At 72.0% G+C, this 23982-nt stretch carries 25 protein-coding genes; 12 read left to right on the top strand and 13 right to left on the bottom strand.

Annotated features, from left to right (window positions below):
- Nucleotides 1-33: 33 nt before the first annotated feature.
- Entirely contained in the window at nt 34-630 is a 597-nt protein-coding gene (locus ACFPLC_RS25365; protein ID WP_378193277.1) for a hypothetical protein, read from the bottom strand.
- A 32-nt stretch (nt 631-662) separates the two neighbouring features.
- Entirely contained in the window at nt 663-1166 is a 504-nt protein-coding gene (locus tag ACFPLC_RS25360) for a DUF3145 domain-containing protein (RefSeq protein WP_191315073.1), read from the bottom strand.
- 269 nt (nt 1167-1435) lie between these two features.
- On the opposite strand from ACFPLC_RS25360, the gene ACFPLC_RS25355 reads away from it, so the two are divergent.
- The gene (locus ACFPLC_RS25355) at nt 1436-3583 is read left to right on the top strand and encodes a hypothetical protein (protein ID WP_378193280.1); all 2148 of its coding nucleotides are present in this window, start codon (nt 1436-1438) and stop codon (nt 3581-3583) included.
- A gap of 3 nt (nt 3584-3586) precedes the next feature.
- On the opposite strand, the gene ACFPLC_RS25350 is transcribed toward ACFPLC_RS25355, so the two are convergent.
- Nucleotides 3587-4981, bottom strand: coding sequence for a dihydrolipoyl dehydrogenase family protein (locus ACFPLC_RS25350; RefSeq protein WP_378193283.1), 1395 nt, complete (start codon nt 4979-4981; stop codon nt 3587-3589).
- Between the two features lie 142 nt (nt 4982-5123).
- On the opposite strand from ACFPLC_RS25350, the gene ACFPLC_RS25345 reads away from it, so the two are divergent.
- On the top strand, nt 5124-5537 hold the full coding sequence (locus ACFPLC_RS25345) for an Lsr2 dimerization domain-containing protein (protein ID WP_378193287.1): 414 nt from the start codon (nt 5124-5126) through the stop codon (nt 5535-5537).
- Between the two features lie 134 nt (nt 5538-5671).
- Here the strand turns inward: ACFPLC_RS25345 and ACFPLC_RS25340 are convergent, their stop codons facing one another.
- The 5 genes from ACFPLC_RS25340 to ACFPLC_RS25320 all read right to left on the bottom strand — a co-directional run bounded on the left by ACFPLC_RS25340 (nt 5672) and on the right by ACFPLC_RS25320 (nt 9991).
- The gene (locus tag ACFPLC_RS25340; RefSeq protein ID WP_378193290.1) at nt 5672-6403 is read right to left on the bottom strand and encodes a lipoate--protein ligase family protein; all 732 of its coding nucleotides are present in this window, start codon (nt 6401-6403) and stop codon (nt 5672-5674) included.
- Nucleotides 6400-7788 (bottom strand): NAD(P)(+) transhydrogenase (Re/Si-specific) subunit beta, encoded by a 1389-nt coding sequence (locus ACFPLC_RS25335; protein ID WP_378193293.1) that lies wholly within the window; start codon nt 7786-7788, stop codon nt 6400-6402. The genes ACFPLC_RS25340 and ACFPLC_RS25335 overlap by 4 nt, the downstream gene beginning before the upstream one ends.
- Complete coding sequence (locus ACFPLC_RS25330) at nt 7785-8099, bottom strand: NAD(P) transhydrogenase subunit alpha part 2 (RefSeq protein WP_191315068.1); 315 nt, start codon at nt 8097-8099, stop codon at nt 7785-7787. The genes ACFPLC_RS25335 and ACFPLC_RS25330 overlap by 4 nt, the downstream gene beginning before the upstream one ends.
- Nucleotides 8096-9208, bottom strand: coding sequence for a Re/Si-specific NAD(P)(+) transhydrogenase subunit alpha (locus ACFPLC_RS25325; RefSeq protein ID WP_378193296.1), 1113 nt, complete (start codon nt 9206-9208; stop codon nt 8096-8098). Before ACFPLC_RS25325 ends, ACFPLC_RS25330 begins: the two co-directional genes overlap by 4 nt.
- A 123-nt stretch (nt 9209-9331) precedes the next feature.
- Entirely contained in the window at nt 9332-9991 is a 660-nt protein-coding gene (locus ACFPLC_RS25320; protein WP_378193298.1) for a TetR family transcriptional regulator, read from the bottom strand.
- Nucleotides 9992-10085: 94 nt separating this feature from the next.
- On the opposite strand from ACFPLC_RS25320, the gene ACFPLC_RS25315 reads away from it, so the two are divergent.
- The 6 genes from ACFPLC_RS25315 to ACFPLC_RS25290 all read left to right on the top strand — a co-directional run bounded on the left by ACFPLC_RS25315 (nt 10086) and on the right by ACFPLC_RS25290 (nt 15115).
- Nucleotides 10086-11144, top strand: a complete 1059-nt coding sequence (locus tag ACFPLC_RS25315) for a ferredoxin reductase (RefSeq protein WP_378193301.1) — start codon at nt 10086-10088, stop codon at nt 11142-11144.
- An 11-nt stretch (nt 11145-11155) separates the two neighbouring features.
- Nucleotides 11156-12262, top strand: a complete 1107-nt coding sequence (locus tag ACFPLC_RS25310; protein WP_378193304.1) for a fatty acid desaturase family protein — start codon at nt 11156-11158, stop codon at nt 12260-12262.
- Between the two features lie 7 nt (nt 12263-12269).
- On the top strand, nt 12270-12470 hold the full coding sequence (locus tag ACFPLC_RS25305; protein ID WP_191315063.1) for a hypothetical protein: 201 nt from the start codon (nt 12270-12272) through the stop codon (nt 12468-12470).
- 265 nt (nt 12471-12735) lie between these two features.
- Nucleotides 12736-14034, top strand: a complete 1299-nt coding sequence (locus tag ACFPLC_RS25300) for a sensor histidine kinase (RefSeq protein ID WP_378193307.1) — start codon at nt 12736-12738, stop codon at nt 14032-14034.
- 9 nt (nt 14035-14043) lie between these two features.
- A complete protein-coding gene (locus tag ACFPLC_RS25295; protein WP_378193309.1) occupies nt 14044-14688 on the top strand; it encodes a response regulator transcription factor in 645 nt (214 codons plus the stop codon).
- Between the two features lie 16 nt (nt 14689-14704).
- Nucleotides 14705-15115 (top strand): secondary thiamine-phosphate synthase enzyme YjbQ, encoded by a 411-nt coding sequence (locus ACFPLC_RS25290; protein WP_310974331.1) that lies wholly within the window; start codon nt 14705-14707, stop codon nt 15113-15115.
- Here ACFPLC_RS25290 and ACFPLC_RS25285 read toward each other — a convergent pair.
- Complete coding sequence (locus ACFPLC_RS25285; RefSeq protein ID WP_378193313.1) at nt 15053-16045, bottom strand: YhgE/Pip domain-containing protein; 993 nt, start codon at nt 16043-16045, stop codon at nt 15053-15055. The genes ACFPLC_RS25290 and ACFPLC_RS25285 overlap by 63 nt on opposite strands.
- Before the next feature lie 159 nt (nt 16046-16204).
- On the opposite strand from ACFPLC_RS25285, the gene ACFPLC_RS25280 reads away from it, so the two are divergent.
- Together ACFPLC_RS25280 and ACFPLC_RS25275 are read left to right on the top strand one after the other, a co-directional pair.
- Nucleotides 16205-16900 (top strand): HAD family hydrolase, encoded by a 696-nt coding sequence (locus ACFPLC_RS25280; protein ID WP_378193316.1) that lies wholly within the window; start codon nt 16205-16207, stop codon nt 16898-16900.
- Nucleotides 16901-17029: 129 nt separating this feature from the next.
- The gene (locus tag ACFPLC_RS25275) at nt 17030-19156 is read left to right on the top strand and encodes a bifunctional lysylphosphatidylglycerol flippase/synthetase MprF (RefSeq protein ID WP_378193319.1); all 2127 of its coding nucleotides are present in this window, start codon (nt 17030-17032) and stop codon (nt 19154-19156) included.
- Here ACFPLC_RS25275 and ACFPLC_RS25270 read toward each other — a convergent pair.
- From ACFPLC_RS25270 to ACFPLC_RS25260, 3 genes are read right to left on the bottom strand one after another with little or no spacing between them, the layout of a single operon-like run.
- Entirely contained in the window at nt 19134-19799 is a 666-nt protein-coding gene (locus ACFPLC_RS25270; RefSeq protein WP_378193322.1) for a hypothetical protein, read from the bottom strand. The two genes, ACFPLC_RS25275 and ACFPLC_RS25270, sit on opposite strands and share 23 nt — an antisense overlap.
- Before the next feature lie 28 nt (nt 19800-19827).
- Nucleotides 19828-20658, bottom strand: a complete 831-nt coding sequence (locus tag ACFPLC_RS25265) for a DUF8017 domain-containing protein (protein WP_378193324.1) — start codon at nt 20656-20658, stop codon at nt 19828-19830.
- On the bottom strand, nt 20658-22406 hold the full coding sequence (locus ACFPLC_RS25260) for a proline--tRNA ligase (RefSeq protein WP_378193325.1): 1749 nt from the start codon (nt 22404-22406) through the stop codon (nt 20658-20660). The genes ACFPLC_RS25265 and ACFPLC_RS25260 overlap by 1 nt, the downstream gene beginning before the upstream one ends.
- 123 nt (nt 22407-22529) lie before the next feature.
- Here ACFPLC_RS25260 and ACFPLC_RS25255 point away from each other — a divergent pair, with 123 nt between their 5' ends.
- Both ACFPLC_RS25255 and ACFPLC_RS25250 read left to right on the top strand, forming a co-directional pair.
- The gene (locus tag ACFPLC_RS25255; RefSeq protein ID WP_378193328.1) at nt 22530-22883 is read left to right on the top strand and encodes a VOC family protein; all 354 of its coding nucleotides are present in this window, start codon (nt 22530-22532) and stop codon (nt 22881-22883) included.
- A 53-nt stretch (nt 22884-22936) separates the two neighbouring features.
- Nucleotides 22937-23839 (top strand): 2-hydroxyacid dehydrogenase, encoded by a 903-nt coding sequence (locus ACFPLC_RS25250; protein ID WP_378193331.1) that lies wholly within the window; start codon nt 22937-22939, stop codon nt 23837-23839.
- Here the strand turns inward: ACFPLC_RS25250 and ACFPLC_RS25245 are convergent.
- Entirely contained in the window at nt 23820-23981 is a 162-nt protein-coding gene (locus tag ACFPLC_RS25245) for a DUF397 domain-containing protein (protein WP_378193726.1), read from the bottom strand. The two genes, ACFPLC_RS25250 and ACFPLC_RS25245, sit on opposite strands and share 20 nt — an antisense overlap.
- Nucleotide 23982: the final 1 nt, after the last annotated feature.

The following is a 23982-nucleotide window of genomic DNA, read 5'->3' as shown; positions in this document are numbered from 1 at the left end:
AAGGGCCCGGCTTCGGCCGGGCCCTTCTCCGTTTCAGCACTTTTCGTGTTCGGGCGGTGGCCCCCCGTCGACGGCGGCGACCTTCAGGGTCCCGTCGTCGACCACCAGCGGCATGACGAGCCGCCACTTGATGCACGGCTCGCGGAAGAACGGCGGGGCGTCCTCGATGTCCTGCCGGCTGGTGAACCCGACCAGGACCCGCAGCGAGTTCCCGGACGAGCGCTCGATCCGGTAGACGAGGGCATCGCTGTCCTTTGTGCTCCGAACGCCCTTCTTCCAGTCGCCCTGCGACTGGCCGGCGGCCCGCTCGTCGGTGACCACGGCGGTCCACTGCGGGTACTGCTTGGTGTTGATGGCCTCGAAATACTTCTTCAGCACCTTGCGGACGGCGTCGGCCTGCGGGTGCGCCCGCGCGTCGTCGGTCATCCGGACGTCGTCGTCCACCGCGGCCGGCGCGCCGCTGCTGGACGGCGCCGTCGTCGGCACCGCGCTGGAGGCGTCGTCGGCCGGCTGGTCGGGCCGGCGGTAGATTTCGCGCGCGAGCAGGCCGCCGCCGACGGTCACGGACAGCACCACGACCACGACGGGCACCAGCCAGCGCTGGCGAGAGCTGGGGGCGGGGGTGGTCACGCCGGAGAGCGTACCGGCCCCCGTCCCGGGGCTCAGCCGACCTGGTGCAGCCAGGTCACCGGCGCGCCATCACCGGCGTGGCGGAAGGGCTCGAGCGCTTCGTCCCAGCTCGCGGCCAGGAGTTCGTCCAGCTTGTGCGCGAGGGACTCGCCCCCGCGGGTCATGCTGACGAGCGCGCGGAGCTGGTCCTCGCCCACCACGATGTCGCCGTTGGCGCTGGTCCGGCCGTGCCACAGGCCGAGGCCGGGCGCGAAGCAGAACCGTTCGCCGTCGACGCCCGCACTGGGCTCTTCGGTGACTTCGAACCGAATCATCGGCCACGCCTTGAGGGCGGACGCCAGTTTGGCGCCGGTGCCCGCGGGCGCGCGCCAGCCGCATTCGGCGCGAAGCTGACCCGGACTGGCCGGCTGCGCCGTCCACTTCAGGTCAACGCGGGCACCCAGGGTGCCCGAAATGGCCCACTCGACGTGCGGACACACCGCAGACGGCGACGAGTGGACGTACACCACACCTCGGGTGCTGCCACGGGTGCTCACTGCTACCTCCGCTTGCTCGACGAGGGACGTCTTCCCCTACGCCCTACTTCGAGCTGCAGCGCGGGCCTCAGCGCGGCTCCCGAATGCCGCCTCCGATGCGTTGTAGCACATTCTGCACCCCAACCGTGCCGTTTGGCCACATGAACACCACAAGTCACCCGCGGCACCACTTTCGGAGGGCAAGCGGCCGCGGCGCGCCCGTGTCGCGCGGATCATTGCGCTGCGCGCGCTAGCGTGTTGACCCGGACCGACGAGCAGGGAGGGAAGCGGTGCGACTGGTGCGCCTGGAGCGGCAGCAGTCCCGGGTGGCGGACGACATCCGGGCGGCACTGGCGTCCCTGGGCCGCGGCAGCACCGTGATCGGCGGGATCGCACTGGTGGGCGTGGGCGGGGTGGCCGAGCGCCCGATCGAGGCGGTGGTCTTGCTCCCCCACGGAGTGATCATCGTCATCGGAGTGGATCTCCCGGACCCGGCCCTCCGCCTGGAGGCGCCGTTGGGAGGCCCCTGGAAGGCGGACGGCTGGCCCCTGGTCGCCGACGACGATTCGGTGAACCCGGCCACGGAGGCCCTGGACGTTTCCCAGGCGTGCGAACGGCTGATCGCTTCGCTGGTCCCGGGGACGGCCCCGGTGGGCACGATCATCGCGGTGGGCCCGTACGTGGAGACGGTCGACCAGCCGGCGGCCGACCTCGCGGGCCCGGTCCGCGTCCTGCACCCCACCCCGACGACGATGCTGGCGGCCACGGTGTCCTTGGCGACGGCCCACCGGCCCCGATCGGTGGACCAGGTGCGGGCCCTGATCCGCGGACTGGCGCCGTCGGCACCGGAGTTTTCGGACGAGGTCCTGCTGGGAGAGGGCTTCAGCAGGTTGACGGACGACTCGCCGCCGGAGTCCCTTTGGGACGATCCGGCGGAGGAGCCGCAGAGCGCGGCAGGTTCTGCGGCGGGTCCGGACGCCTCGGCCGGGATGGACATCGCAGGCACCGCGGGCACCGCAGGCACGGCGGCCACCGCAGGCACCGCAGCCGCGGCAGCCACCCCGGCCACAGCGGGCACCGCCGCCTGGCGGAGCGAGACCCCGGTCGAAGCCCAGCCGGAGCAGCCTGCGGAGAGCAGTTCTCCGGCCGCCGAGGCCGAGCCGGAGCCTCCCGCGGACACGGAGACCACTTCCCCGGCTGCCGAACGCACCGAAACTCTCCCGGCACCTGCCCAACAGGAACCGGGCAAGCCCGCCGCACCGGCCTTCCCCGGCACCGAAACCACTCCCCCGCCCGCCGAAGCACTCCCTTCCCCGGGCCAGCCGGAACCGGACCCCACCACGCGACCGGTCTTCCCCGGCGCCGAGACTGCGGAGCGACCCCAGCCCCCGGAGCCCGCCCCCGCCGCGGAGCCGGACCCGGCTGAATCCGCCGCCGCCGAGGCCGAGCGGACCGAAACCCTCTCCGCCGAAGCCGGGCGAGCGCCGGAAACTCCCGCGCCACTGGCCGAAGCCGAGTCGCCCGGCACTCTCCCGAGCGAAGCCGAAACCAAGGCCGGTGCCGAGGCCGAACCGCAGCCGACCGGCTCCCAACCGACCGAACCCGAGCCGCAAAGCTCCCCGCGCCCCGCGCAGCCCACCGAACCGCAGCCCGAGCCAACTGGCTCCGGACCGACCGAACCCCAAGGCTCTCCGCGCCTCGCGGCCGCGCCGCAGCCCACCGAACCGCAACCCCACCCGAGCGAACCCCAGCCGCAAAGCGCCCCGCTCCCCGCGGCCGCCCCGCAACCCTTCCCCCGTCCACGGCCGAAGCCCGAACCCGCCTCAACCGCCCCGCGCACCGTCCGGTGGCTGCCTCTCGGTGCCATCGCCGTCCTCGTGCTGCTCGGCGTGGCCGCCATCGCGGTCGCCACCACCGGTGACGGCACCGCCGCCGCCCCCGCCCCGACGACGGCGGCGCCGACAACGACGACGGCCGTCAGCACTTCCCAGCCCGCCCCCGTGCGCAGCCTCCAGTTCGCCCTGCGCGCCGCCGGCGGGGATCAGCGGTGTGCTTCCCACGCCTTCGGGGATGCCCAAGCCAGCCTGCAGCAGACCAGCTGCTCCGGCGTCAGCCGCGCCAGCTACGCCGCCACCGTCGACGGCCGTGCCGGGGCCGTCACCATCGGGGTCGTCGCCTTCCCCGATGCCGCCCAGGCCGCCGCCTTCAAGGCCGTTGTCGACACCCCCGGCGGCGGGGGCGTCCTCGACCTCGCCACCGAGACCGGCCAGTGGGGCGCCACGCCCGCCCCGCGCTTCGAGAACGCCGCCTACGCCAGCAAGCTCGACGGCTCCTCCGTCCGGCTCGTGCAGGCCGTCTGGGCGCCGGGACCGTCCACTCCGGACGATCCCGGCCTGGTCAGGGCCGCCCAGGCCGCCCTCGACCTGCCCGTTCAGTGACGTTCAGAGCCCGTACGCCTCCAGCAGCCGCAGCCACACCTCGCTGATCGTCGGGAACGACGGCACCGCGTGCCACAGCCGGTCCAGGGGCACCTCGCCGACGATCGCGATCGTCGCCGAGTGCAGCAGCTCCGAGACGTCCTGGCCGACGAACGTCACACCCAGGAGCACGTTCCGCTCGGTGTCGACGACCATCCGGGCCTTGCCCGTGTAGCCGTCCGCGTGCAGCGACGAGCCCGCCACCGCGATGTCGATGTCGACGACCCGGTCGGCGGACCCCGGCCGCGCGTCCGCCAGGCCGACCGCCGCCACCTCCGGGTCGGTGAACACCACCTGCGGTACGGCGTGGTGGTCGGCCGTGGCCGTGAAGCGGCTCCACGGCTCGGACGAGACCGGAGCACCCGTGGCCAGCGCCGCGACCGTGTCCCCCGCCGCGCGGGCGCCGTACTTGCCCTGGTGGGTGAGCGGCGCCCGGCCGGTGACGTCGCCGGCCGCGAACAGCCAGCCACCGTCCACTGCGGACACCCGGCCGGTGTCGTCGGTCTCCAGCGGGCGCCCGGGCTCGATCCCGAAGCGCTCGAGCCCGAGCCCGGCCGTCGCGGGACGGCGGCCGGTCGCCACCAGGAACTCGTCGACGACCAGCGCCGAACCGTCCTTCAGCGTCAGCTCGGTCCCGAACTGCCCGGCGGCCACCTGCGAAACACCCGAGTCCGTGTGCACGACGACGCCGGCTTCACGCAGCCCCGCCAGCACGAGCTCGCCCGCGAACGACGCGTTGCGCGGCAGCGGCCGCGGGCCGGTGATCACCAGGTGGACCTCCGACCCGAGCGACGCGAACGCCTGCGCCATCTCGACGCCGACCACGCCACCGCCGAGGACACCGAGCCGCGGCGGCACGGAAGACGCCGACGTCGCTTCCCGGGAACCCCACGGCCGGATCGTGTCGAGGCCGGGGATCGACGGCGTGCTCGGCACGCTGCCGGTGCAGACGATCACGGCGTGCCGCGCGGTGAGCACCCGGTCGCCGCCGACGGTCACCTCCTTCTCCCCGGTGATCTCGCCGTGCCCGCGGATCGGCTCGATGCCCGCGCCGCGCGCCCAGTCGACCTGTCCCGAGTCGTCACCCTTGCCGGTGAACCAGTCACGGCGCGCGAACACCGCCGCGGGGTCGATCCGGTCGCCGACCGGCACGCCGGGCACCCGCTTGGCGGCGGCGAGGAGATTTCCCGGCCGCAGCAACGCCTTGCTCGGGATGCAGGCCCAATAGGAGCACTCGCCGCCGAAGCGTTCGTGCTCGACGAGGGCGACCTTCAGGCCTCCGCGGGCCGCCCGCTCGGCGGCCACCTCCCCCACCGGACCCGCGCCGATCACCACTACGTCAAAAGTCTCTCCAGCCATGGCATCAGGTCACACCACCACGCGGGATCACGCAAGCCAGCGGCTATCCTCCGTCAGGAAGCTGCAAGTTTTCGGCGGCACCGCGTGCCGCCGGCCCGGTGCTCGCGAACACGTCACACGTTCGAAGCACGGGAGGTTTGTCGTGGCCAGGAACACGGCTGTGCAGGTGCTGGATGATCTGACCGGTGAGCCCGCGGCGGAGACCGTCGGCTTCGGCCTCGACGGCATCGATTACGACATCGACCTCTCCTTCGCCAACGCCGAGGCGTTGCGCGGGCTCCTGCAGCGGTACGCCGACGCCGGGCGCCGCACCGGCGGCCGCCGGAACCGGCCGCGGATCGTCCCCGGCGCGAAGAAGACCCCGCCCAAGAGAACCGCGCCCGCGAAGGCCGCCCCGAAACCGGCCACCAAGGCCGCGCCCGCCAAGGCCAAGGCGACCACGGCGAAGGCCGAGCCCGCGAAGCCCACCCGCACCAGGAAGCCCGCGGAGCCGAAGACCACCACCCGGACAGCCGCCCGCAAGGTCCCGACCGTCACGTTCTCGGCGGCCGAGTAAGTCCACAGTAGACACGCTCACCCCGGGTCGTGAGTGGTGAGGCGGGTTCTAACCCTCCTTACCACTCACGACCGGCCGCGGCAGAGGGTGGGACCGGACGGGTCCGGGCGCGGCAGAGGGTGGGATCGGGCGGGTCAGGCCGCGCGCTGGGCGCCGTCGGCGTGCCAGGACGGGTAGCGGTAGCGGGTGTGCAGCAACGCCCGCTGCCGCGCCAGCTCGGCCGCCGACGGCGGGCGGGGCACGAACGTCCCGAGCAGCTGCGACGCCGCCGCGCGCACCGCGGCCTCGACCGCCGGGAACCCGGGCCGCAGGCCGTGCTCGGCCAGCGACGCCACCGGGCTTCGGTGCGAGTCGAGCGGGCGCGGGTCCGGCGGCGCGCTGGTCAGGTACCGGCCGACGAGCCCCGCCGACGTCTCGACCAGCAGCGTCGAATGGGCCAGCAGGCCGGTCCTGGTGCGGAACACGGCGAATCCGCACAGCTTCGCGTCGTCGACGAACAGCCCGCGGTCGCCGATCCGCGGCACCAGCCCGAGCTGGTCGACGGCGGCGCTCATCACCTGACCGAGCGCCTCCAGGGGCCGGTCCGCCGGGCCGGGCAGGACCAGGGTCACGTTCAGGTTGCCGGGGTCGTGGAACACCGTGCCGCCGCCGCTGGCCCGCCGCAGCACCGGGACGCCGTCGCGCTCGCATTCCGGAACGCGCACCTCGCGGGCGATCCGCTGCCCACGTCCCACCACGACGCACACCGGGTTGCGCCAGAGCCACAGCACTGGTGACTCCGGCGCAACCCGGAGGAGCGCTTCGTCGAAAGCGAGATTCTCGGCCGGATCCGTGAACGCCGCACGCACATCCGACCCGGTCGTCATAGCGCCTTGAGTTCCTCCACGATCTCGCCCACCGACGACTTGGCGTCCCCGAAGAGCATGCTGGTCTTCGGATCGTAGAACAGGTCGTTGTCGATGCCGGCGAACCCGGAGGCCATCCCGCGTTTCAAGACGATCACGGACCGGCTCTCGTTGACCTTCAGGATCGGCATCCCGTAGATCGGCGAACTCGGGTCGGTCTGCGCGGCCGGGTTCGTGACGTCGTTCGCGCCGATCACCAGCGCGACATCGGTCTGGGCGAACTCGGAGTTGATCTCGTCCATCTCCTTGAGCTGCTCGTAGGGCACGTCGGCCTCGGCGAGCAGCACGTTCATGTGCCCGGGCATCCGGCCCGCGACCGGGTGGATCGCGTACGCGACCGTGATGCCCTTCTTCTCCAGCAGCTTCGCCATCTCGCGGACGGTGTGCTGCGCCTGGGCCACAGCCATGCCGTACCCCGGCACCACCACGACCTTGCTGGCGTACGCCATCTGGATCGCGGTGTCGGCCGCGCTGGTCGAACGCACCGGCCGGGCTTCCTTCTCCCCGCCGCCGGCCGCCACCGCCGGGCCGCCGCCGAAGCCGCCCGCGACGATCGCCGGGATGGACCGGTTCATCGCCTTGGCCATCAGGTTGGTCAGGATCGAGCCGGACGCGCCGACGATCATGCCGGCCACGATCAGCGCCGTGTTGTCCAGCGCCAGGCCCATCGCCGCGGCCGAGAGCCCGGTGAAGGCGTTGAGCAGCGAGATGACCACCGGCATGTCCGCGCCGCCGATCGGCAGCACCACGGTGAGGCCGAGGATGCCCGCCGCGACCAGCAGCCCGATGATCAGCAGCTCGTTGTCGTTGCCCGCGATGATGAGCACCGCGCACACCACCGCGATGGCCAGCAGCAGCAGGTTGACCGGCTGCTGGAGCTTGCCGAGGGTGATCGGGCGGCCGCTGATCAGCTCCTGGAGCTTGCCGAAGGCGACGTTCGAGCCCCAGAAGGAGATCGACCCGATGATGGCGGCGAACAGCGACGCGATCGCGATGTACGCCGGCTCGTGCGCGTAGCCGTCGGTGGAGTTGAACTCCACCCACGCGATGAGCGCGACCGCGCCGCCGCCGACGCCGTTGAACAGCGCCACCATCTGCGGCATCGCCGTCATCTTGACCTTGCGCGCCGACGGGACGCCGACGACCACGCCGATCCCGACGCCGAGGGCGATGAGCACCCAATTGCCCATCCCCGGGGTGAGCAGCGTCGCGATCACGGCGATGCCCATGCCGACCGCGGCGATCCAGTTGCCGCGGACCGCGGTGCGCGGGCCGGTGAGGCCCATCAGGCCGTAGATGAAGAGGGCGAACGCGATGATGTAGAGGATCGCGATGAAGTCGGTCACTTCGCGTCCTCCTCGTCGGCCGGGGCGGGCTTCTTGGCCTTGAACATCGACAGCATCCGGTCGGTGACCAGGAACCCGCCGACGACGTTGATCGTGCCGAAGGCGATCGCGATCACCAGCAGGATCTTGTTGAACACGCCGTCGACGCCGAGGCCGAGCACGACCAGCCCGCCCAGCAGCACGATGCCGTGGATGGCGTTGGTGCCCGACATCAGCGGCGTGTGCAGCGTGTTGGGCACCTTGGAGATGACGGCGAAGCCGACGAACCCGGCGAGCACCAGCACCGCGAGGTTCTGCACCAGGGGACTCATGCCGGGCTCCCTTCGCGCCCGGCCACGCAGGCACCGGCGACGATCTCGTCTTCGAAGTTCAGCTCCAGCGCGCCTTCCTTCGTCACGAGCAGCTCCAGCAGCTCGACGACGTTGCGCGCGTACAGCTCGCTGGCGTGCGAAGGCATTTCGGCGGGCAGGTTCAGCGGGGACGAGATGGTGACGTCGTGCTCCACGACGTCCTCGCCCGGCTTGGTCAGCTCGCAGTTGCCGCCGGTCTCCCCCGCGAGGTCGACCACGACCGACCCGGCGGGCATGCCCTTCACGGCGTCCGCGGTGACCAACGTCGGCGCCTTGCGGCCCGGCACCAGCGCGGTGGTGATCACGACGTCGAACTTCGTGATGGCTTCGGTGAGGCGCCGCTGCTGCTCCTCGCGCTCTTCCGGCGTGAGCTCGCGGGCGTACCCGCCTTCGCCGACCGCCTCGATGCCGAGGTCGAGGAACTGCGCGCCGAGCGACTTGACCTGCTCGGCGACCTCCGGGCGGACGTCGTAGCCGGTGGTCTGCGCGCCGAGCCGTTTCGCCGTGGCCAGTGCCTGCAGGCCGGCGACACCGGCGCCGAGCACCAGCACCTTGGCCGGCGGGACGGTGCCCGCCGCGGTGGTGAGCATCGGGAAGAACCGCGGGAGCTTCTGCGCGGCGAGCAGCACCGCGCGGTAGCCGCCGATGCTGGCCTGTGACGACAGCGCGTCCATCGCCTGCGCGCGGGAGATCCGCGGGATCGCCTCCATCGCGAAGGCGCGCAACCCCGCTTCTTCGAGCTTCGCGAGCCCCTCCGGATTGCCGCGCGGATCGAGGAACCCGACGAGCACGGCACCCCGGCTCAGCTTCGCGACCTCCTCCGGCGATGGCGGGTTGACCTTCACGACGATCGGCGCGCCCCAGGCGTCGCCGAGTTCGGCGCCGGCTTGGGTGTACGCGTCGTCACTCAGGTGCGCACCGGATCCGGCGCCCGGCTCGACGACCACGCGCAGCCCGCGCTGCGCGAGCCGCCCGACGAGCTTGGGCACCAGGGCGACCCGCCGCTCCCCGGGGCGTGATTCGGCCACCACACCCACGGTGAGCTGCTGACTCTGTTCGCTGTCCGTCACACGACCTCCTCATCGGCGAGGCACGATCCGAGGGTTGTACCACGCCGGACCGACAGTCCCCAGTGACCTGGGTCGCAAGTCTGCCGGTTGTGCCGGGAAATACGAGCGCCGTCGGGGAAACGTTCAGGTCGTTTTCCAGTGCGGGACGCCGAGCAGGACCAGCCGCAGCCGTTTTTCCGCCGTTCCGGTGATTTTCGCGTCTTCACCTGGGCGGGCTTCCAGCAGTTCGACAATGGTCGTCAGCATCACGGAAACGATCAAGTCGGCCAGCATGTGCAGGTCTTCGGTGCTCCACGACCGCAGCGGCGCGAACCGCGCGAGGTCGATCGCGAGGTCGCCGGAAAACATCCGCAGTTCGACGCCGATCGCCTGGGCAAGTGGCCCGCCGGCGTACCGCTCGCGCGTGAGGAACCGGAAGTGGTCCTCGTGCGCCCGGACGAATTGGTGCACGGTGGCCACCGAGGCGCTGATCATCCCCTGGTAGGTGTCCGGATCCGTGCGGGCGGAGCGCATCATGCCGCGCAGCGTGCGCGTCGCCTCTTCGACGAGGGCGACGCCGAGGTCCTCCATCGTGGCGAAGTGCCGGTAGAAGGCCGTCGGGACGATGCCGGCGCCCTTCGCGACTTCGCGCAGGGAGAGCGTGGCGAACGGGCGGTCGGCCAGCAGTTCGAGGGCGGTGTCCAGCAACGCCTGGCGGGTGCGCAGTTTGCGCTCCTGGCGGCTCACCGGCGTCAGTGGTTCGGACACGTCGTCCAGCGTACGGATGTCCACCGCGTTGCTCACGTCACATCCTTCGGGTCTCGCGTTGACAGGGCGTCCACTCCTGCAGTGCACTATTGAGTGTACAGTCGTTCACTGTAACCGAGGAGGTTCGGAGATGACGGCGCTCATCCCCCGGCGGGTGCGCGGCCTCGCCTCGCTGGCCGAGGCGCTGCTGACGCCGCACGGGATGGACCGGTACCTGGAGCTCGTCGACCCGATGCTGGTCCGCCGCGAGATCCGCGGGCTGGTCACGGCCGTGCGCAAGCAGACGCCGGACACCGTCACCCTCACCGTCCGGCCCAGCCGCGCGTGGCCCGGCTTCACCGCCGGCCAGTACGTCCGCATGCAGGTCGAGATCGACGGCGTCCGGCGCACGCGCTGCTATTCGCCGTGCGGTTCGCAGTACGACCGCGAACTGGAGTTCACGGTCAAGGAGCAGGGCCTGGTCTCCGGGCACCTGAACCGCGCGATCGGCGTCGGCTCGGTGGTCAATCTGTCCACTCCGGACGGTTCGTTCACGCTGCCCGCGGCGCGCCCGGACCGCGTGCTGCTGATCAGCGGCGGCAGCGGCATCACGCCGGTGCTCGCCATGGCCCGCACCCTGGTCGCGGAGGGCCACCCGGGCGAGATCGTGTTCCTGCACTACTCGAACGGCCCGGCCGACGTGCTGTACCGCACCGAACTGGCCGAGCTGGCCGCCCGGCACCCCGGCCTGCGGGTCGTGCACGCCTACACCCACACCCCGGGCGGCGACCTCACCGGGTTCTTCTCGGCCGAGCACGTCGAGCCGCGGTTCCGCGACGCGGAGACGTTCGTCTGCGGCCCGAAGCCGCTGATGGACGCCGTCCGGGCCGAACTCGGTGAACGGGTGCACACCGAAGAGTTCACGCCGCCGGCGCTGACCTTCGACACCGCGGACGCCGAAGGCCGGGTGCGGTTCAAGCGCAGCGGCCGCGAATGCGCCAACTCGGGGAAACCGTTGCTGGAGCAGGCCGAGGAAGCCGGGCTGTCGCCGGAGCACGGCTGCCGGATGGGCATCTGCTTCTCCTGCACCCAGCTGAAGACCGCCGGCCGGGTCCGCAACGCGCGGACCGGTGAGGTTTCCGGCGACGAAGACGAAGAAATCCAGCTCTGCATCTCCGTCCCGGTCGGGGACGTCGAGATCGACGCGTAGGGAGTTTCACCATGACCGGTCTGCAGGACCGCCTGACCCCGCACCAGGTCGAGGAGTTCGGCCGCGAGCTCGACGCGCTGCGGCAGCGGATCGTCGACGATCTGGGGCAGGAGGACGTCGACTACATCCACAACATCATCAAGACCCAGCGCGGCCTGGAGGTCGCCGGGCGGGCGCTGCTGTTCGCCGGGTTCTTCCCGCCGGCCTGGCTGGCCGGCGTCGGCGCGCTGTCGCTGGCCAAGATCCTCGACAACATGGAGATCGGCCACAACGTCATGCACGGCCAGTACGACTGGACGCGCGACCCGGCGCTGAGCTCGCAGCGGTTCGAGTGGGACACGGTGGCGCCCGCGGAGAACTGGCGGCACTCGCACAACTACATCCACCACACGTACACGAACATCGTCGACAAGGACCGCGACGTCGGCTACGGCATCCTGCGGATGGACACCGCCCAGAAGTGGCACCCGTACTACCTGGGCAACCCGGTGTACGCGACGCTGCTGGCGATCTTCTTCCAGTGGGGCGTCATGCTGCACGACCTCGAGGTCGAGAACGTCGTCAAGGGTCAGCGGTCGTGGGCGGACAACGTGCCGGTGCTGCGGCGCATCGTGCGCAAGGCCTCCCGGCAGATCGGCAAGGACTACGTCCTGTTCCCGCTGCTGACCGGCCCGCTGGCCCCGCTGACGTTCCTCGGCAACGCGACGGCGAACCTGACCCGCAACCTGTGGGCGTTCGCGATCATCTTCTGCGGCCACTTCCCGGCGGACGTCGAGAGCTTCACGGAAGAGGAGACGGAGTCGGAGTCGCGCGGCCAGTGGTACCTGCGCCAGATCCTGGGCTCGGCGAACATCACCGGCGGTCCCCTGTTCCACATCCTGAGCGGCAACCTGTCCCACCAGATCGAGCACCACCTGTTCCCGGACATCCCGGCGCGGCGGTACCCGCAGATCGCCGGCGAGGTGCGCGAGATCTGCGAGAAGTACGGGCTGCCGTACCACACCGGGCCGCTGCGCAAGCAGCTGTGGTCGGTGGCGAAGAAGATCGTGAAGCTGGCCCTGCCCGCCCCGCAGTCCCCGGCTACCGTGGAACCCGACCGGCAGCTCCGAGCAGCGTGAGGGTGACATGGTGGGCCAGTTCGAACGCGAGAAGGACACCCTGCAGGTGATCACCGAATCAGCGGCGACGCACGTCGGCAACATAGCGAGCATCGTCACGGGCGCGATCCGCGACATCGCGCGGGAGACGGGCGAGTGGCTCACCGACGTGATCGAGATGCGGGAAGCCGCGCAGCGGGCCCGGGAGGACGACCCGGACACGCCCTGACCCGGAGTGCGCGACCCCCGAGTGTCTTGAATGACTCATTCATGACCTCTGATGACCTGAATGAGTCATTCAAGACGGGGCAGCCCCGGCTCGGCCCGGGAATTGTCGGTGCCCACCGGTAGAGTGGAAACCGGGGGGCGCCCCCGCGCGCGCGGGTTGTCCGCGGAAGCCCGCAGCCCGGCCTTCGCACCCAATCCCCAGCGCCATCTCATCGCAACCCCAGCCATCTCGGGGCCTTCCCAGGCCGAAGCCGGGGGAAAACCGGATGGGCCCACCGCCCACCCCGGGCAACACTGAACCCGTGACCACCCTCGACCCACCCCACCCGCTGCGCCGCGTCTTCGGCCCCCTCGCCACGCGGGACTTCCGGGCCGAGTACCTCTGGCTCTGGCTCGCCGCCCCGCTCACCGCCTTCTCGCTGCTCAGCTTCCTCGCCGTCCTCGTGCTCGGCCTCTGGCTCACCCCCGTGCTGCTGGGCTTCCTCGTCCTCGCCGGTGCCGTCTTCTACGCCCGCGGCCTCGGCGCCGCCCACCGCCGGCTCGCGAAAGGCCTGCTCGGCGTCAGCGTCCCCGCCCCGCGGCGGCCCGAACTCAAGCCCGGGCTGTGGAGCTGGTTCAGAGCGCGCGTCGGCGATCCCGCGGGCTGGCGGGCCGCCGGTTACCTGCTCCTGCGGCTGCCGCTGACCCTCGCCGGGGTCCTCACCGTCTTCGCCGCGACCCTCTACAGCTTCGCCGCCACCCCCTACTCCTTCTTCTGGTTCCCCATGGGCGAACGCCGGCTGCCCGTCTTCGGCATCCACGCCGACAACTGGGCCGGCGCGCTGGCCTGGTCGGCGTCCGGGCTGCTCGTGCTGGCCGCGCTGCCCCGCCTGACGCACGCCTTCGCCGCCCTCGACCGGCTGCTGGTCGTCGGGCTGCTCGGCGAACGCGAGCTGTCCGAACGCGTCCGCGACCTCGAAGCGAGCCGCGCGACGGCGGTCGAGGACGCCGCCCTGCGGCTGCGGCGCATCGAACGTGACCTCCACGACGGCGCCCAGGCCCAGCTCGTCGCGCTGGCCATGAAGCTCGGCCTCGCCAAGGACGAACTGGCCGACGTCGACCTCCCGCAGGTCAAGGAGCTGGTCACCGCCGCGCACGCGAACGCCAAGCAAGCCCTCACCGAGCTGCGCGACCTCGCCCGCGGCATCCACCCGGCCGCCCTGGACGCGGGCCTCGACGTCGCCCTCGCCACGCTCGTCGCGACGTCCGGCATCGACGCGCGGGTCGCGGTCGACCTGCCGCGCCGCCCACCGCCCTCGCTCGAGACGATCGTCTACTTCAGCGCCGCCGAGCTGCTCACGAACGCCGCGAAGCACGGCGGGACGACACTCGTCGAAGTCACCGAAACCCGGGACCGCCTCCAGCTGCGGGTGCGCGACAGCGGCCCCGGCGGCGCCCGGATCGTGCCGGGCGGCGGGCTGGCCGGCGTCGCGGAACGGCTGCGGACGGTCGACGGCGAACTGACCGTCACCAGCCCGCCGGGTGGACCGACCGAAGTGACCGCGCGGGTGCCACTGCCCCGCTAGGGTCGCGTCATGCGGATCGTCATCGCGGAGGACTCCACCATCCTGCGCCAGGGCCTCGTCGAGCTGCTGACCTTCCGCGGCCACGAGGTCGTCGCCGCGGTGAAGGACGCCGACGCCCTGCGCGAGGCGGTCACCGGCCACACCCCCGATGTGTCCATTGTGGACATCCGGATGCCGCCGACGCACACCGACGAAGGCCTGCGGGCGGCGATCGCGCTGCGCCGCGAGCTCCCCGGCTGCGCGCTCCTGCTGTTCTCCCAGTACGTCGAGACGAAGTACGCGGCCCAGCTGCTGGCCGGCCGCGCGGGCGGCGTCGGCTACCTGCTCAAGGACCGCGTCGCCGAGGTCTCGGACTTCCTCGACGCGCTGCGCCGGGTCGCGGACGGCGAAACGGTCCTCGATCCCGAAGTCGTCAGCCAGCTGTTCTCGGCGACGCGCCGGACCGACGCGCTCGGCGGTCTCACCCCGCGGGAGCGCGAGGTGCTGGGCCTGATGGCGGAAGGCCGGTCGAACTCCGCGATCGCGACCGGGCTGTTCCTCTCGCCCGGCTCGGTCGAGAAGTACGTGACGTCGATCTTCGGCAAGCTCGGCCTGCCACCGTCCGAAGGGGACAACCGCCGGGTGCTCGCGGTGCTGCGCTACCTCGAATCCTGAGCCTAGGCTGGACCGCATGTACTCCACCGAGATCGAGGTCCGCACCGGCTCCGAAGCCGTCGTCCACGACCTCACCCACGAGGCCGAGGCCTTCCTGCGCGACGCCGACGCGACCGACGGGCTGCTGCACGTCTGGGTCCCGCACGCCACCGCCGGGCTGGCCGTCCTGGAAACCGGCGCCGGCAGCGACGAGGACCTGCTGACCGCGCTCGACGAGCTGCTCCCCCGCGACGGCCGCTGGCGGCACCGGCACGGGAGCCCGGGTCACGGCCGTGACCACGTGCTCCCGGCGCTGGTGCCGCCCTACGCGACGATCCCGGTGCTCGGCGGCGTCCTCGCACTGGGCACCTGGCAGTCGATCTGCCTAGTGGACACCAACCTCGACAACCCCGTCCGCAAGGTGCGGTTCAGCCTCCTGGCGGGCTGACCGGGCCGGCCACAGCGCCACCAGCAGGCCCGCGGCCAACAGGGCACCGAGCACCCACAGGGCGGTCGTCACGTCCGGGGCGTCCGGCACGCCCTGCAGCAGGCTGCGCAGGCCTTCGGTGGAGAACCGGAACGGCGTCCACGACCACAGCAGCGCGCGGTAGGCCGGGTTCAGCAGCTCCGGCACCTGCCCGGCCACCGCGGGCGCGACCAGGTACAGCGGCGCGAGGACGGCCATCGCGCGCAGGCCCAGCAGGCGCAGCAGCCCGGCCTGCAGCGCCGCGAACGCCGTGGCCGCGAGGAAGACGAAGCCGAGGACCTCCGCGGTCAGCGGCAGCGTCGAATCCCACAGCGCGAAGAACCCGGCCACCACCGCCGTGATCAGCACGCCGGCCCCGATGACCTGCAGGAACCGGGCGCCGGCCCCGACCGTCCGGCCCGTCCGCTTCGCGAGCTGGATCAGCGCGAGGCCCGCGAGGAGCGCGCCGATCCACGCCAGCGCACTCGCGGCCAGCGGCGCGACCCGGCCCGCGAGCCCCACCGGGTGCAGGACCTCTTGCTTCGGCGGGCCGGCCAGCGCGGTGGCGGCGCCGGTCAGCGCCTGCTGCGCGACCTGGGTGCCGGCCGGGTTGACCGCCCCCGAAGTCACGACGGTGGCGGACGGCCCCGGCGCGAGTTCGAGCACGCCGTAGACCTTCTTGTCTTCCAGGAGCTGCCGCGCTTCGGCCGGGGCCGCGACGGTCCAGGCGAGCTGGCCGCCGCCGTGCGCGGCGATCCGCTGCGCGATCTCCGGCGGCGCGGCGACGGCGACCGGAACGCCGTCGGGCGCGACGGTGGCCTGCGCGCCGAAGGTGAGGAATCCGAGCACCACCGCCACCAGCGCGCCGGCCAGGGCGGCGACCAGGGCGAGTGCCCCTGCGGGACGGGTCATCACTGCCTCCACTTATTCGTCACATGTTGAATTACGCCTCAAGGTACGACCTGGTCGCCGAAAAGTCAACGCGCGTTGAATAGCCGTCCCGGTAGCCTCGGTCCCATGGGAAAGACTGGGCGCGAAGCGCCTCCGTTGAGGGTGGCGGCGGGGGCATGGATGGAGAAGAAGCGGCTGGTGCTCTGGGACATCGACCACACGCTCGTGGACTTCTCCGAACTGGGCGCGGCCTGGTACGGGACCGCGTTCACGACCGCGACCGGGGCGACCCTGCGCGTGCACCCGGTGTTCGGCGGCCGCACCGAACGCGCGACGACGACCGACCTGCTCACCGCGAACGGTTTCGAGGCCACGGAAGAGACGATCCAGGCGCTGTTCGAGGCCCTGGTGGCGGAGTCGGAACGCCACCGGCACACGTTCGCGGAGACGGCCCGCGCACTGCCGGGCGCGGCCGAGGCGCTGACCGCGTTCGCCGCCGGCGGCGACGTCGTGCAGACGCTCGTCACCGGCAACCTGCCGGAGATCTCCCGGCACAAGCTCGTCCCCTTCGGCCTGGACGAGCACCTCGACCTGGAGATCGGCGGCTACGGCACGCTGTCGGTGCACCGCCCCGACCTGGTGCCGCACGCGGTGGAACGGGCGGCGGCCAAGCACGGCACCGAGTTCGCCGCGGACGCGGTGGTGGTCATCGGCGACACACCGAACGACGTGCGGGCCGCGGTGGACAACGGCGTGGTCTCCGTCGCCGTGGCCACCGGGCACTATTCGGCCGAGGAACTGCTGGCGGAGGGCGCGCACACGGTGCTGCCCGACCTGACCGACACCGAGGCGGTCCGGCGCGCGGTCCTCGGCTGAGCGGCCGCTGACCTGCGCGCATCCACCTTGGGAGGGGTAAACCCTCAGCCGAAAGTACGACACCCCTAGGGGAAATCTCGTTCCCTTGCCTGATGTCGGCGGTGCCGCGAACTCGACAGACTCTTCCCCATGACTCACGCAGGGGCGGCGGGCAGGCCCGCCGGAGGGGGACGTATCCGGAGCACGGTGGCCGTACTCCGACAGCGGTTGCCGTTCACCAGTGGCGTCACGCTCGCGATGCTCGTGCTGGCCGTCGCGACCGGGGCGCTCTGGAACGCGGCCGAGGATCGGGCGGTGTACCCGTTCGTCGCCTACGGGCTGCCGTCGCTGGAGGCGGGCCGGTGGTGGACCATGTTCACCGGGCCGTTCTTCGCCGTCATCCCTTGGTACTACGTCCCGATGGTCGGCAGCTTCGCGCTCTTCGCCGGCTTCGCCGAATGGAGGCTGGGGACGCGGCGCGCGATGGCCGTGACCATCGGCGGCCAGTTCGTTTCGGTGCTCGTCGCGACCCAGTTCCTCGCGCTGTGCCGCAACTCCGGCTGGCTGTGGGCCGAGCGGGTCGCGGGCAGCCTCGACGTCGGGTTCTCCGGCGGCGCGCTCGCCGCGGTGGCGGTCGCCAGTGCGACCCTGCGGCCGCCGTGGGCGTTGCGCCTGCGGGCCGGACTGTGCGTGTACGCCGGGGTCGCGATCGTCTACGTCGGCACGCTGGCCGACCTCGTGCACTTCTTCGCGCTGCTGCTGGCGCTCCCGCTGGGCAAGCGCCTGGTCGGCACGCGGCGGGCCGGGACGCAGGCGACCCCGAACCTGCGGGAATGGCGGGTGCTGGTGGTGGCGGGCCTGCTGCTGCTCACCATCGCCGAGATCGTGATGTTCCTGGTGCCCGGCGACGGCCCGTTCGGTTCCGACGACGGCGTTTCGCTGTCGGCACCGGAGCTCGTCGTCCTGGTCCTGCTGGTGGTGCCGATGCTCAACGGCCTGCGCAAGGGCGGCCGGGTCGCGTGGCGCTGGGCCGTCGCGCTGTCGGCGTTCGTGACGCTGCAGGGGCTCGCCGTCGCCACGCTCGTCGGGCTGGCCGACGTCTTCGGCGGGGACTACGACACCGCGGGCCTGCCGCTGTTCTTCGTGGACAATCTCCTGTGGACGGTCGAGCTGGCGGTGCTGATCGCCGCGCGGCATGCGTTCCGCGTCCCTTCGCGACGCAGGCTGCGGCGCCACGCGCAGGGTCCGGGGCCGGCGCTGGCCCGCAGCCTGCTGGGGCGCCACGGCGGCAGCACCCTGTCGTGGATGACGACCTGGCCGCGCAACACCTACTTCGTCCGCGAGGACGGCCGGTCCTACCTCGCCTACCGCCGCCACGCGGGCGTCGCGGTCGCGCTCGGCGACCCGATCGCCCCGGACGGCACCGCGGCCGCCACGGTCACCGAATTCGCCGCGATGTGCGAAAACTCCGGGCTGGTGCCGTGCGTGTTCTCGGCGACGGAAGCCACCGTCGCGGCGACGCGCGAGCTCGGCTGGCAGCACGTCCAGGTGGCCGAGGACAACGTGCTGGACCTCGACGACCTCGAGTTCCGCGGCAAGGCGTGGCAGGACGTTCGCTCGGCGCTGAACAAGGCGGCCAAGCAGGACATCGAGTTCCGGTTGGTCCGCCTGGCCGACCAGCCCGAGCCGATCCTCGCGCAGGTCCGGGCGCTGTCGGAAGAGTGGATGTCCGGCAAGGCCATGCCGGAGATGGGCTTCACCCTCGGCGGTCTCGACGAGGCGATGGACCCGGCGACCCGGGTCGGCCTGGCGGTCGACGCGGAGGGCACGGTCCACGGCGTGACGTCGTGGCTGCCGGTCCACACGGGCGCGGGCAAGATCGGCGGCTGGACGCTGGACATCATGCGCCGCAGCGCCCACGGTTTCCGCCCGGTGATGGAGTTCCTCATCGCCTCGGCGTGCCTGGCGTTCCGCGACGAAGGGGCGCGGTTCGTCTCGCTGTCGGGGGCACCGCTGGCCCGCAGCGGCGACGGGTTCCCGGCGCGTCCGGTGGACCGGGCGCTGGAGTCGCTGGGCCGCGTGATGGAGCCGTACTACGGATTCCGTTCCCTGCACGCGTTCAAGGCGAAGTTCCAGCCGCGGCACGTCCCGCTGTACCTGGCTTTCCGCGACGCGGCCGACCTGCCGCGGATCGGGCTGGCGCTGAGCCGGGCCTACCTGCCGGACGTCCGGCTGCGGCAGCTGGCGAAGCTGGTCAGTAGCTCTCGGGCACGCTGATCCGCTGCGGGAACCGGATTTTCCGCCTGGTCACGACGTTCTGCTCCTTCGGGATCAGCCGTCCGTCGGTCAGGCGGAGCCAGTGGCCGTTCCGCGAGTCGGTGAAGGCGAGCATCACCCCCGGGGTCATGCCCGGGCGCTGCCACTCCTCGCGGATCGGCATCCGCCACTTGCCGGGCGGCAGGATGGCGTAGAGGTACTCGTCGTCCTCGACGATCGGCCCCCGGTGCAGGGTGGACCCGGTCATCGGCAGGTTGTGCACGAGGTCGAACGAGACGACGACGTGGTTGACCGCCTCGGCGTTCGCGTTGGAGACCACCATGTAGCCGTCCTCGACCCACGCGGTGACCTTCGCGGCCTGTTCCTGCCGCTCCCGCAGGTCCCGTTCCCGCCGGTCGGCCTGCGCGATCCGCCCGTCGCGGATGGCGATCCACAACGCGACCACGACGGCGCCGATCGTGCCGATGCCCCCGACCCACTGGCCGGAGGCACCCCACCAGTCCGGATCCCGCGGCTCGACGAGCCAGCCCCAGGCCTTGGCCAGCAACGGTCCGAAGAGGAGCAGCACGCCGGAAACCGCGAGCACCCCGAACGCGGCGGATCTGATCCGCCTGAGCCGTCTCTCCGCATCCCCACCCGTCATGGGGACACAGCCTGCCGAATTCCGGCGATCAGCGGTAGGTGGTGGGCGGCGGAGTGGTCGTGCTGCGGTCCGTCACCGGGACGAACCGGTAGCTGCGCACGATCCGCTCCAGTTCTTCCCGCGCGGAACGGTCGCTGTCCGCGTACGCCACCACCACGCCGGAGGTCCCCGAATTCCCGCCGAAAGCCAGCGTCGCCACCACGGCGTGCCGGGTCGCGCACTCCCCGGGTGCCGCCGGCGTCACCTCGGCGACCACGACCCGAGCGGGAATCGCCGTGCCGTCGGCCTTCGTGACCTGCGCGTCCGCACCGGGGCCGACCTGGGGTGATCCGCCGTACGCGGCCGTGGCCAGGTCCGTCGCCGCCGTGCGGGCGGCCGCGTCGAGGTCCGTCAGCGGCTCGGTCGTCACGCCCGCACCGCCGCACTTGGCCAGGAACGCGCTCGTGATGAGCCGGATCCCGTCCCAGCCGTGCTGCGTGCCGGGCGACGGCTCCCAGTTCGGCGGGACGTCGTAGGCGTACGAGCCGTCGCGGCCCGCCACGGACTGCCAGCCCGCGACCGCCGCCGGCACCGCCGCGCGCGGCGAGGGCGTCACCACCACCGGCGCGGGCGGCGGCGAAGAGGACGCCGGGTGCTGCTTGCCGACGCCCAGCGCGTTCAGCACGCCCGCGACCAGGGCGATGAACACCAGGCCGAACCACGGCGCCCGCCGCCACTTCAGCGGCTTCGGCCTCGCGCGGATGCGCTTCGGCCGGGCGCGTGGCGCGTCCGCGGGCTCGTAACCACCGAACCCGCGAAGCGCCGCGTTGTCCTCATACCCCGGCGCCGGGTCTTCGGAGCGCCGGGAGAACACGCCCATCAGGAGCGGACGAGCTTGACCAGGTGCTCGACGACGGCGTCGACCGCGATCTCCTCGCGCTCGCCCGAACGCCGGTCCTTGACCTCGACGACGCCGTTGGCCAGGCCGCGCCCGACGACCAGGATGGTCGGCACGCCGACCAGCTCGGCGTCGGCGAACTTGACGCCCGGGGTCGCCTTGCGGTCGTCGAGGATGACCTCGACGCCGGCCGCGTCCAGCTCGGCGGCGATCTTCTCGGCGCCGGCCGCGACCGTCTCGTCCTTGCCCGCGATGACGATGTGCACGTCGAACGGCGAGACCACGCGCGGCCAGATCAGGCCGAGGTCGTCGTGGTTCTGCTCGGCGAGCACGCCGACCAGCCGCGAGACGCCGACGCCGTAGGAGCCCATCGTGATCCGGATCGGCTTGGAGTCGGGGCCGAGCGCGTCGACCTCGAAGGCGTCGGTGTACTTGCGCCCGAGCTGGAAGATGTGCCCGATCTCGATGCCGCGCGCGGCGACCAGGGTGCCGTGCCCGTCCGGCGACGCGTCGCCCTCGCGGACCTCGGCGGCCTCGATGGTGCCGTCCGGGGTGAAGTCGCGGCCGGCCAGCAGGTCGACGACGTGGTGGTCGACCTTGTCGGCCCCGGTGACCCAGGCGGTGCCGGGGACGATCCGCGGGTCGGCGAGGTAGCGCACGCCGTTGTCCTGCAGTGCCTTCGGGCCGATGTAGCCCTTGACCAGGAACGGGTTCTTCGCGAAGTCGGCCTCGTCGAGCAGCGCGACCTCGGCCGGCTCCAGCGACGCTTCGAGGCGCTTCATGTCCACTTCGCGGTCGCCCGGGACGGCGACGCAGACGAGCGTCCACTCGTCCGAGCCCGGCTGGCGCGTCTTGAGCATGACGTTCTTCAGCGTGTCCGCGGCGGTGAACGTGCGGCCCAGGCCGGCGTTGTTGAGGAAGTCGACGAGCGTCTCGATGGTGGGCGTGTTCGGCGTGTGGTGCACCTGCGCCTCGGGACGGCCCTCGATCGGCTGCGCGGGCGGCGCGGGCGTGACGACGGCCTCGACGTTCGCCGCGTACCCGGACTCGGTGCTGCGGACGTAGGTGTCCTCGCCCGTTTCGGCGACCGCGAGGAACTCCTCGGACGCCGAGCCGCCCATGGCGCCCGACGTCGCCTTCACCACGACGTACTCGAGGCCGAGGCGGTCGAACAGCTTGGTGTAGGCGTCGCGGTGGGCCTGGTAGGAGCGGGCGAGGCCCTCGTCGTCGAGGTCGAAGGAGTAGGAGTCCTTCATGACGAACTCGCGGCCGCGCAGGATGCCGGCGCGGGGGCGCGCTTCGTCGCGGTACTTGGTCTGGATCTGGTACAGCGTGACCGGGTAGTCGCGGTACGAGCTGTACTCGCCCTTCACGGTGAGCGCGAAGAGCTCCTCGTGCGTCGGGCCGAGGAGGTAGTCGGCGCCCTTGCGGTCCTTGAGGCGGAAGAGGCCGTCGCCGTACTCGGTCCAGCGGCCGGTGGCCTCGTAGGGCTCCTTCGGCAGCAGCGCGGGGAATTGGATCTCCTGCGCGCCGATGGCGTTCATCTCCTCGCGGACGACCGCCTCGATGCGGCGCAGCACGCGCAGGCCGAGCGGCAGCCAGGAGTACCCGCCCGGGGCGACCCGGCGGACGTAGCCGGCACGTACCAGGAGCCGGTGGCTCGGTACCTCGGCGTCCGCCGGATCCTCGCGCAACGTGCGAAGGAACAACGACGAAGTCCTGGTGATCACTGCGGGGCTCCCTGCGCCGGGCGGGTGTGAAAGTCCCGCTCAGGGTAGTCAATCCCCCCACCGTGACTCCAACGGGTTACTCGGCGGCCCGTTTTTGTCGGTGGTGCCCGCTAGCTTCGTGGCATGGCGATCCACATGGGCATGATCACGATCGACTGCGCGGACCCGCGGGGGCTGGCGCGGTTCTGGACGGCGGCGCTGGGCACGACGGTGGCGCAGGACTACGAGGGCGAGTTCCTCATCCTCGCGCCGCAGGAGGGCGGGTTGCCCCTGGCGCTGCAACGCGTGCCGGAGCCGAGGGCGGGCAAGAACCGGGTCCACGTCGATTTCGGCGGCGACGATCGCTTGGCGGAGGTGAAGCGGCTGGTGGAGCTGGGCGCGAAGGAGGTGGCGGAGCACGAGGTGCCGGGCCTGGCGTGGACGGTGCTGACCGATCCGGAGGGCAACGAGTTCTGCGTGTCGGCGGAGGTGCACTGACGCGGGCCGACCGACGGAGGGCTACTGCACGCGGTAGCGGGTAGAAAGACGGCATGAGCGCTCGCGTACTGCTGCCGTGGACCGACATCGACGTGCCGGGGGAGCTCGGCGCCGCGTACTACGACGGCGTCGGAGCCCCTCCGGCGGACCTCGGCGACGTCGAGGTCTACGTGCTGCCCTACGACCGCGGGCCGGAGCCGCCGAAGCTGATCGGGGAGCTGCCGTCGCTGCGGGTGGTGCAGTCGTTGTCGGCCGGGGTCGAGACGCTCGTGCCGCTGCTGCCCGACGGCGTGCGGCTGGCGAACGGGCGCGGGCTGCACGACCTGAGCGTCGCCGAGCACGCCCTCGCGCTCATCCACGCGGCGCAGCGGGACCTGCCCCGGTGGTTCGCGCAGCAGGCGCGCGGCGAGTGGGCGCGCGAGCACACGCGGTCGCTGGCCGACAGCCGGGTGCTCCTCGTCGGGTACGGCTCCATCGGGCAGGCCATCGAGCGCCAGCTGGTCGCCGCCGAGGCCGTGGTGACGAGGGTGGCGAGCCGCCCCCGGCCGGATGAGGACGTCCACGGGGTCGCCGAGCTGCCCGCGCTGCTGCCCGAGGCCGACATCGTGGTGCTGGTCCTGCCCGACACCCCGGCCACGCGAGGTCTCCTCGGCCCGGACGAGCTGGCCGCCCTGCCCGACGACGCCCTGGTGATCAACGTCGGCCGCGGCACGGCGATCGACACGCAAGCGCTGCTCGCCGAGACGAGCACCGGGCGCCTCCGCGCCGGTCTCGACGTCGTGGAGCCGGAGCCACTGCCCGCGGACCATCCACTGTGGACGGTTCCTGGTGTGGTGATCACCCCGCACATCGCGGGCGGGTCGGCGTCGTTCTATCCGCGCGCGAAGAAGCTGGTGGCGGAGCAGTTGCGGAGGTACGTGAAGGGCGAGGAGCTGCTCAACCTCGTAGAGAGCTGACGGCGGCGGCCCACGCGGCGCGCGAGACGGTCAGTTCGCCGTGCTCCCGGGCCTTCGTGTCCCGGATGGCGATCGAGCGGTCGAGCTTCACCTCGACGCAGTTGGACTCGGCACCGCTGTAGCTGGACTTGCGCCAGACCATA

Source organism: Amycolatopsis plumensis, assembly GCF_042652605.1.
In the GTDB taxonomy this organism is placed as follows: Bacteria; Actinomycetota; Actinomycetes; order Mycobacteriales; family Pseudonocardiaceae; genus Amycolatopsis; species Amycolatopsis plumensis.
The sequence above is the reverse complement of the archived record's forward strand: the minus strand, read 5'-3'. Positions and strand labels throughout refer to the sequence as shown.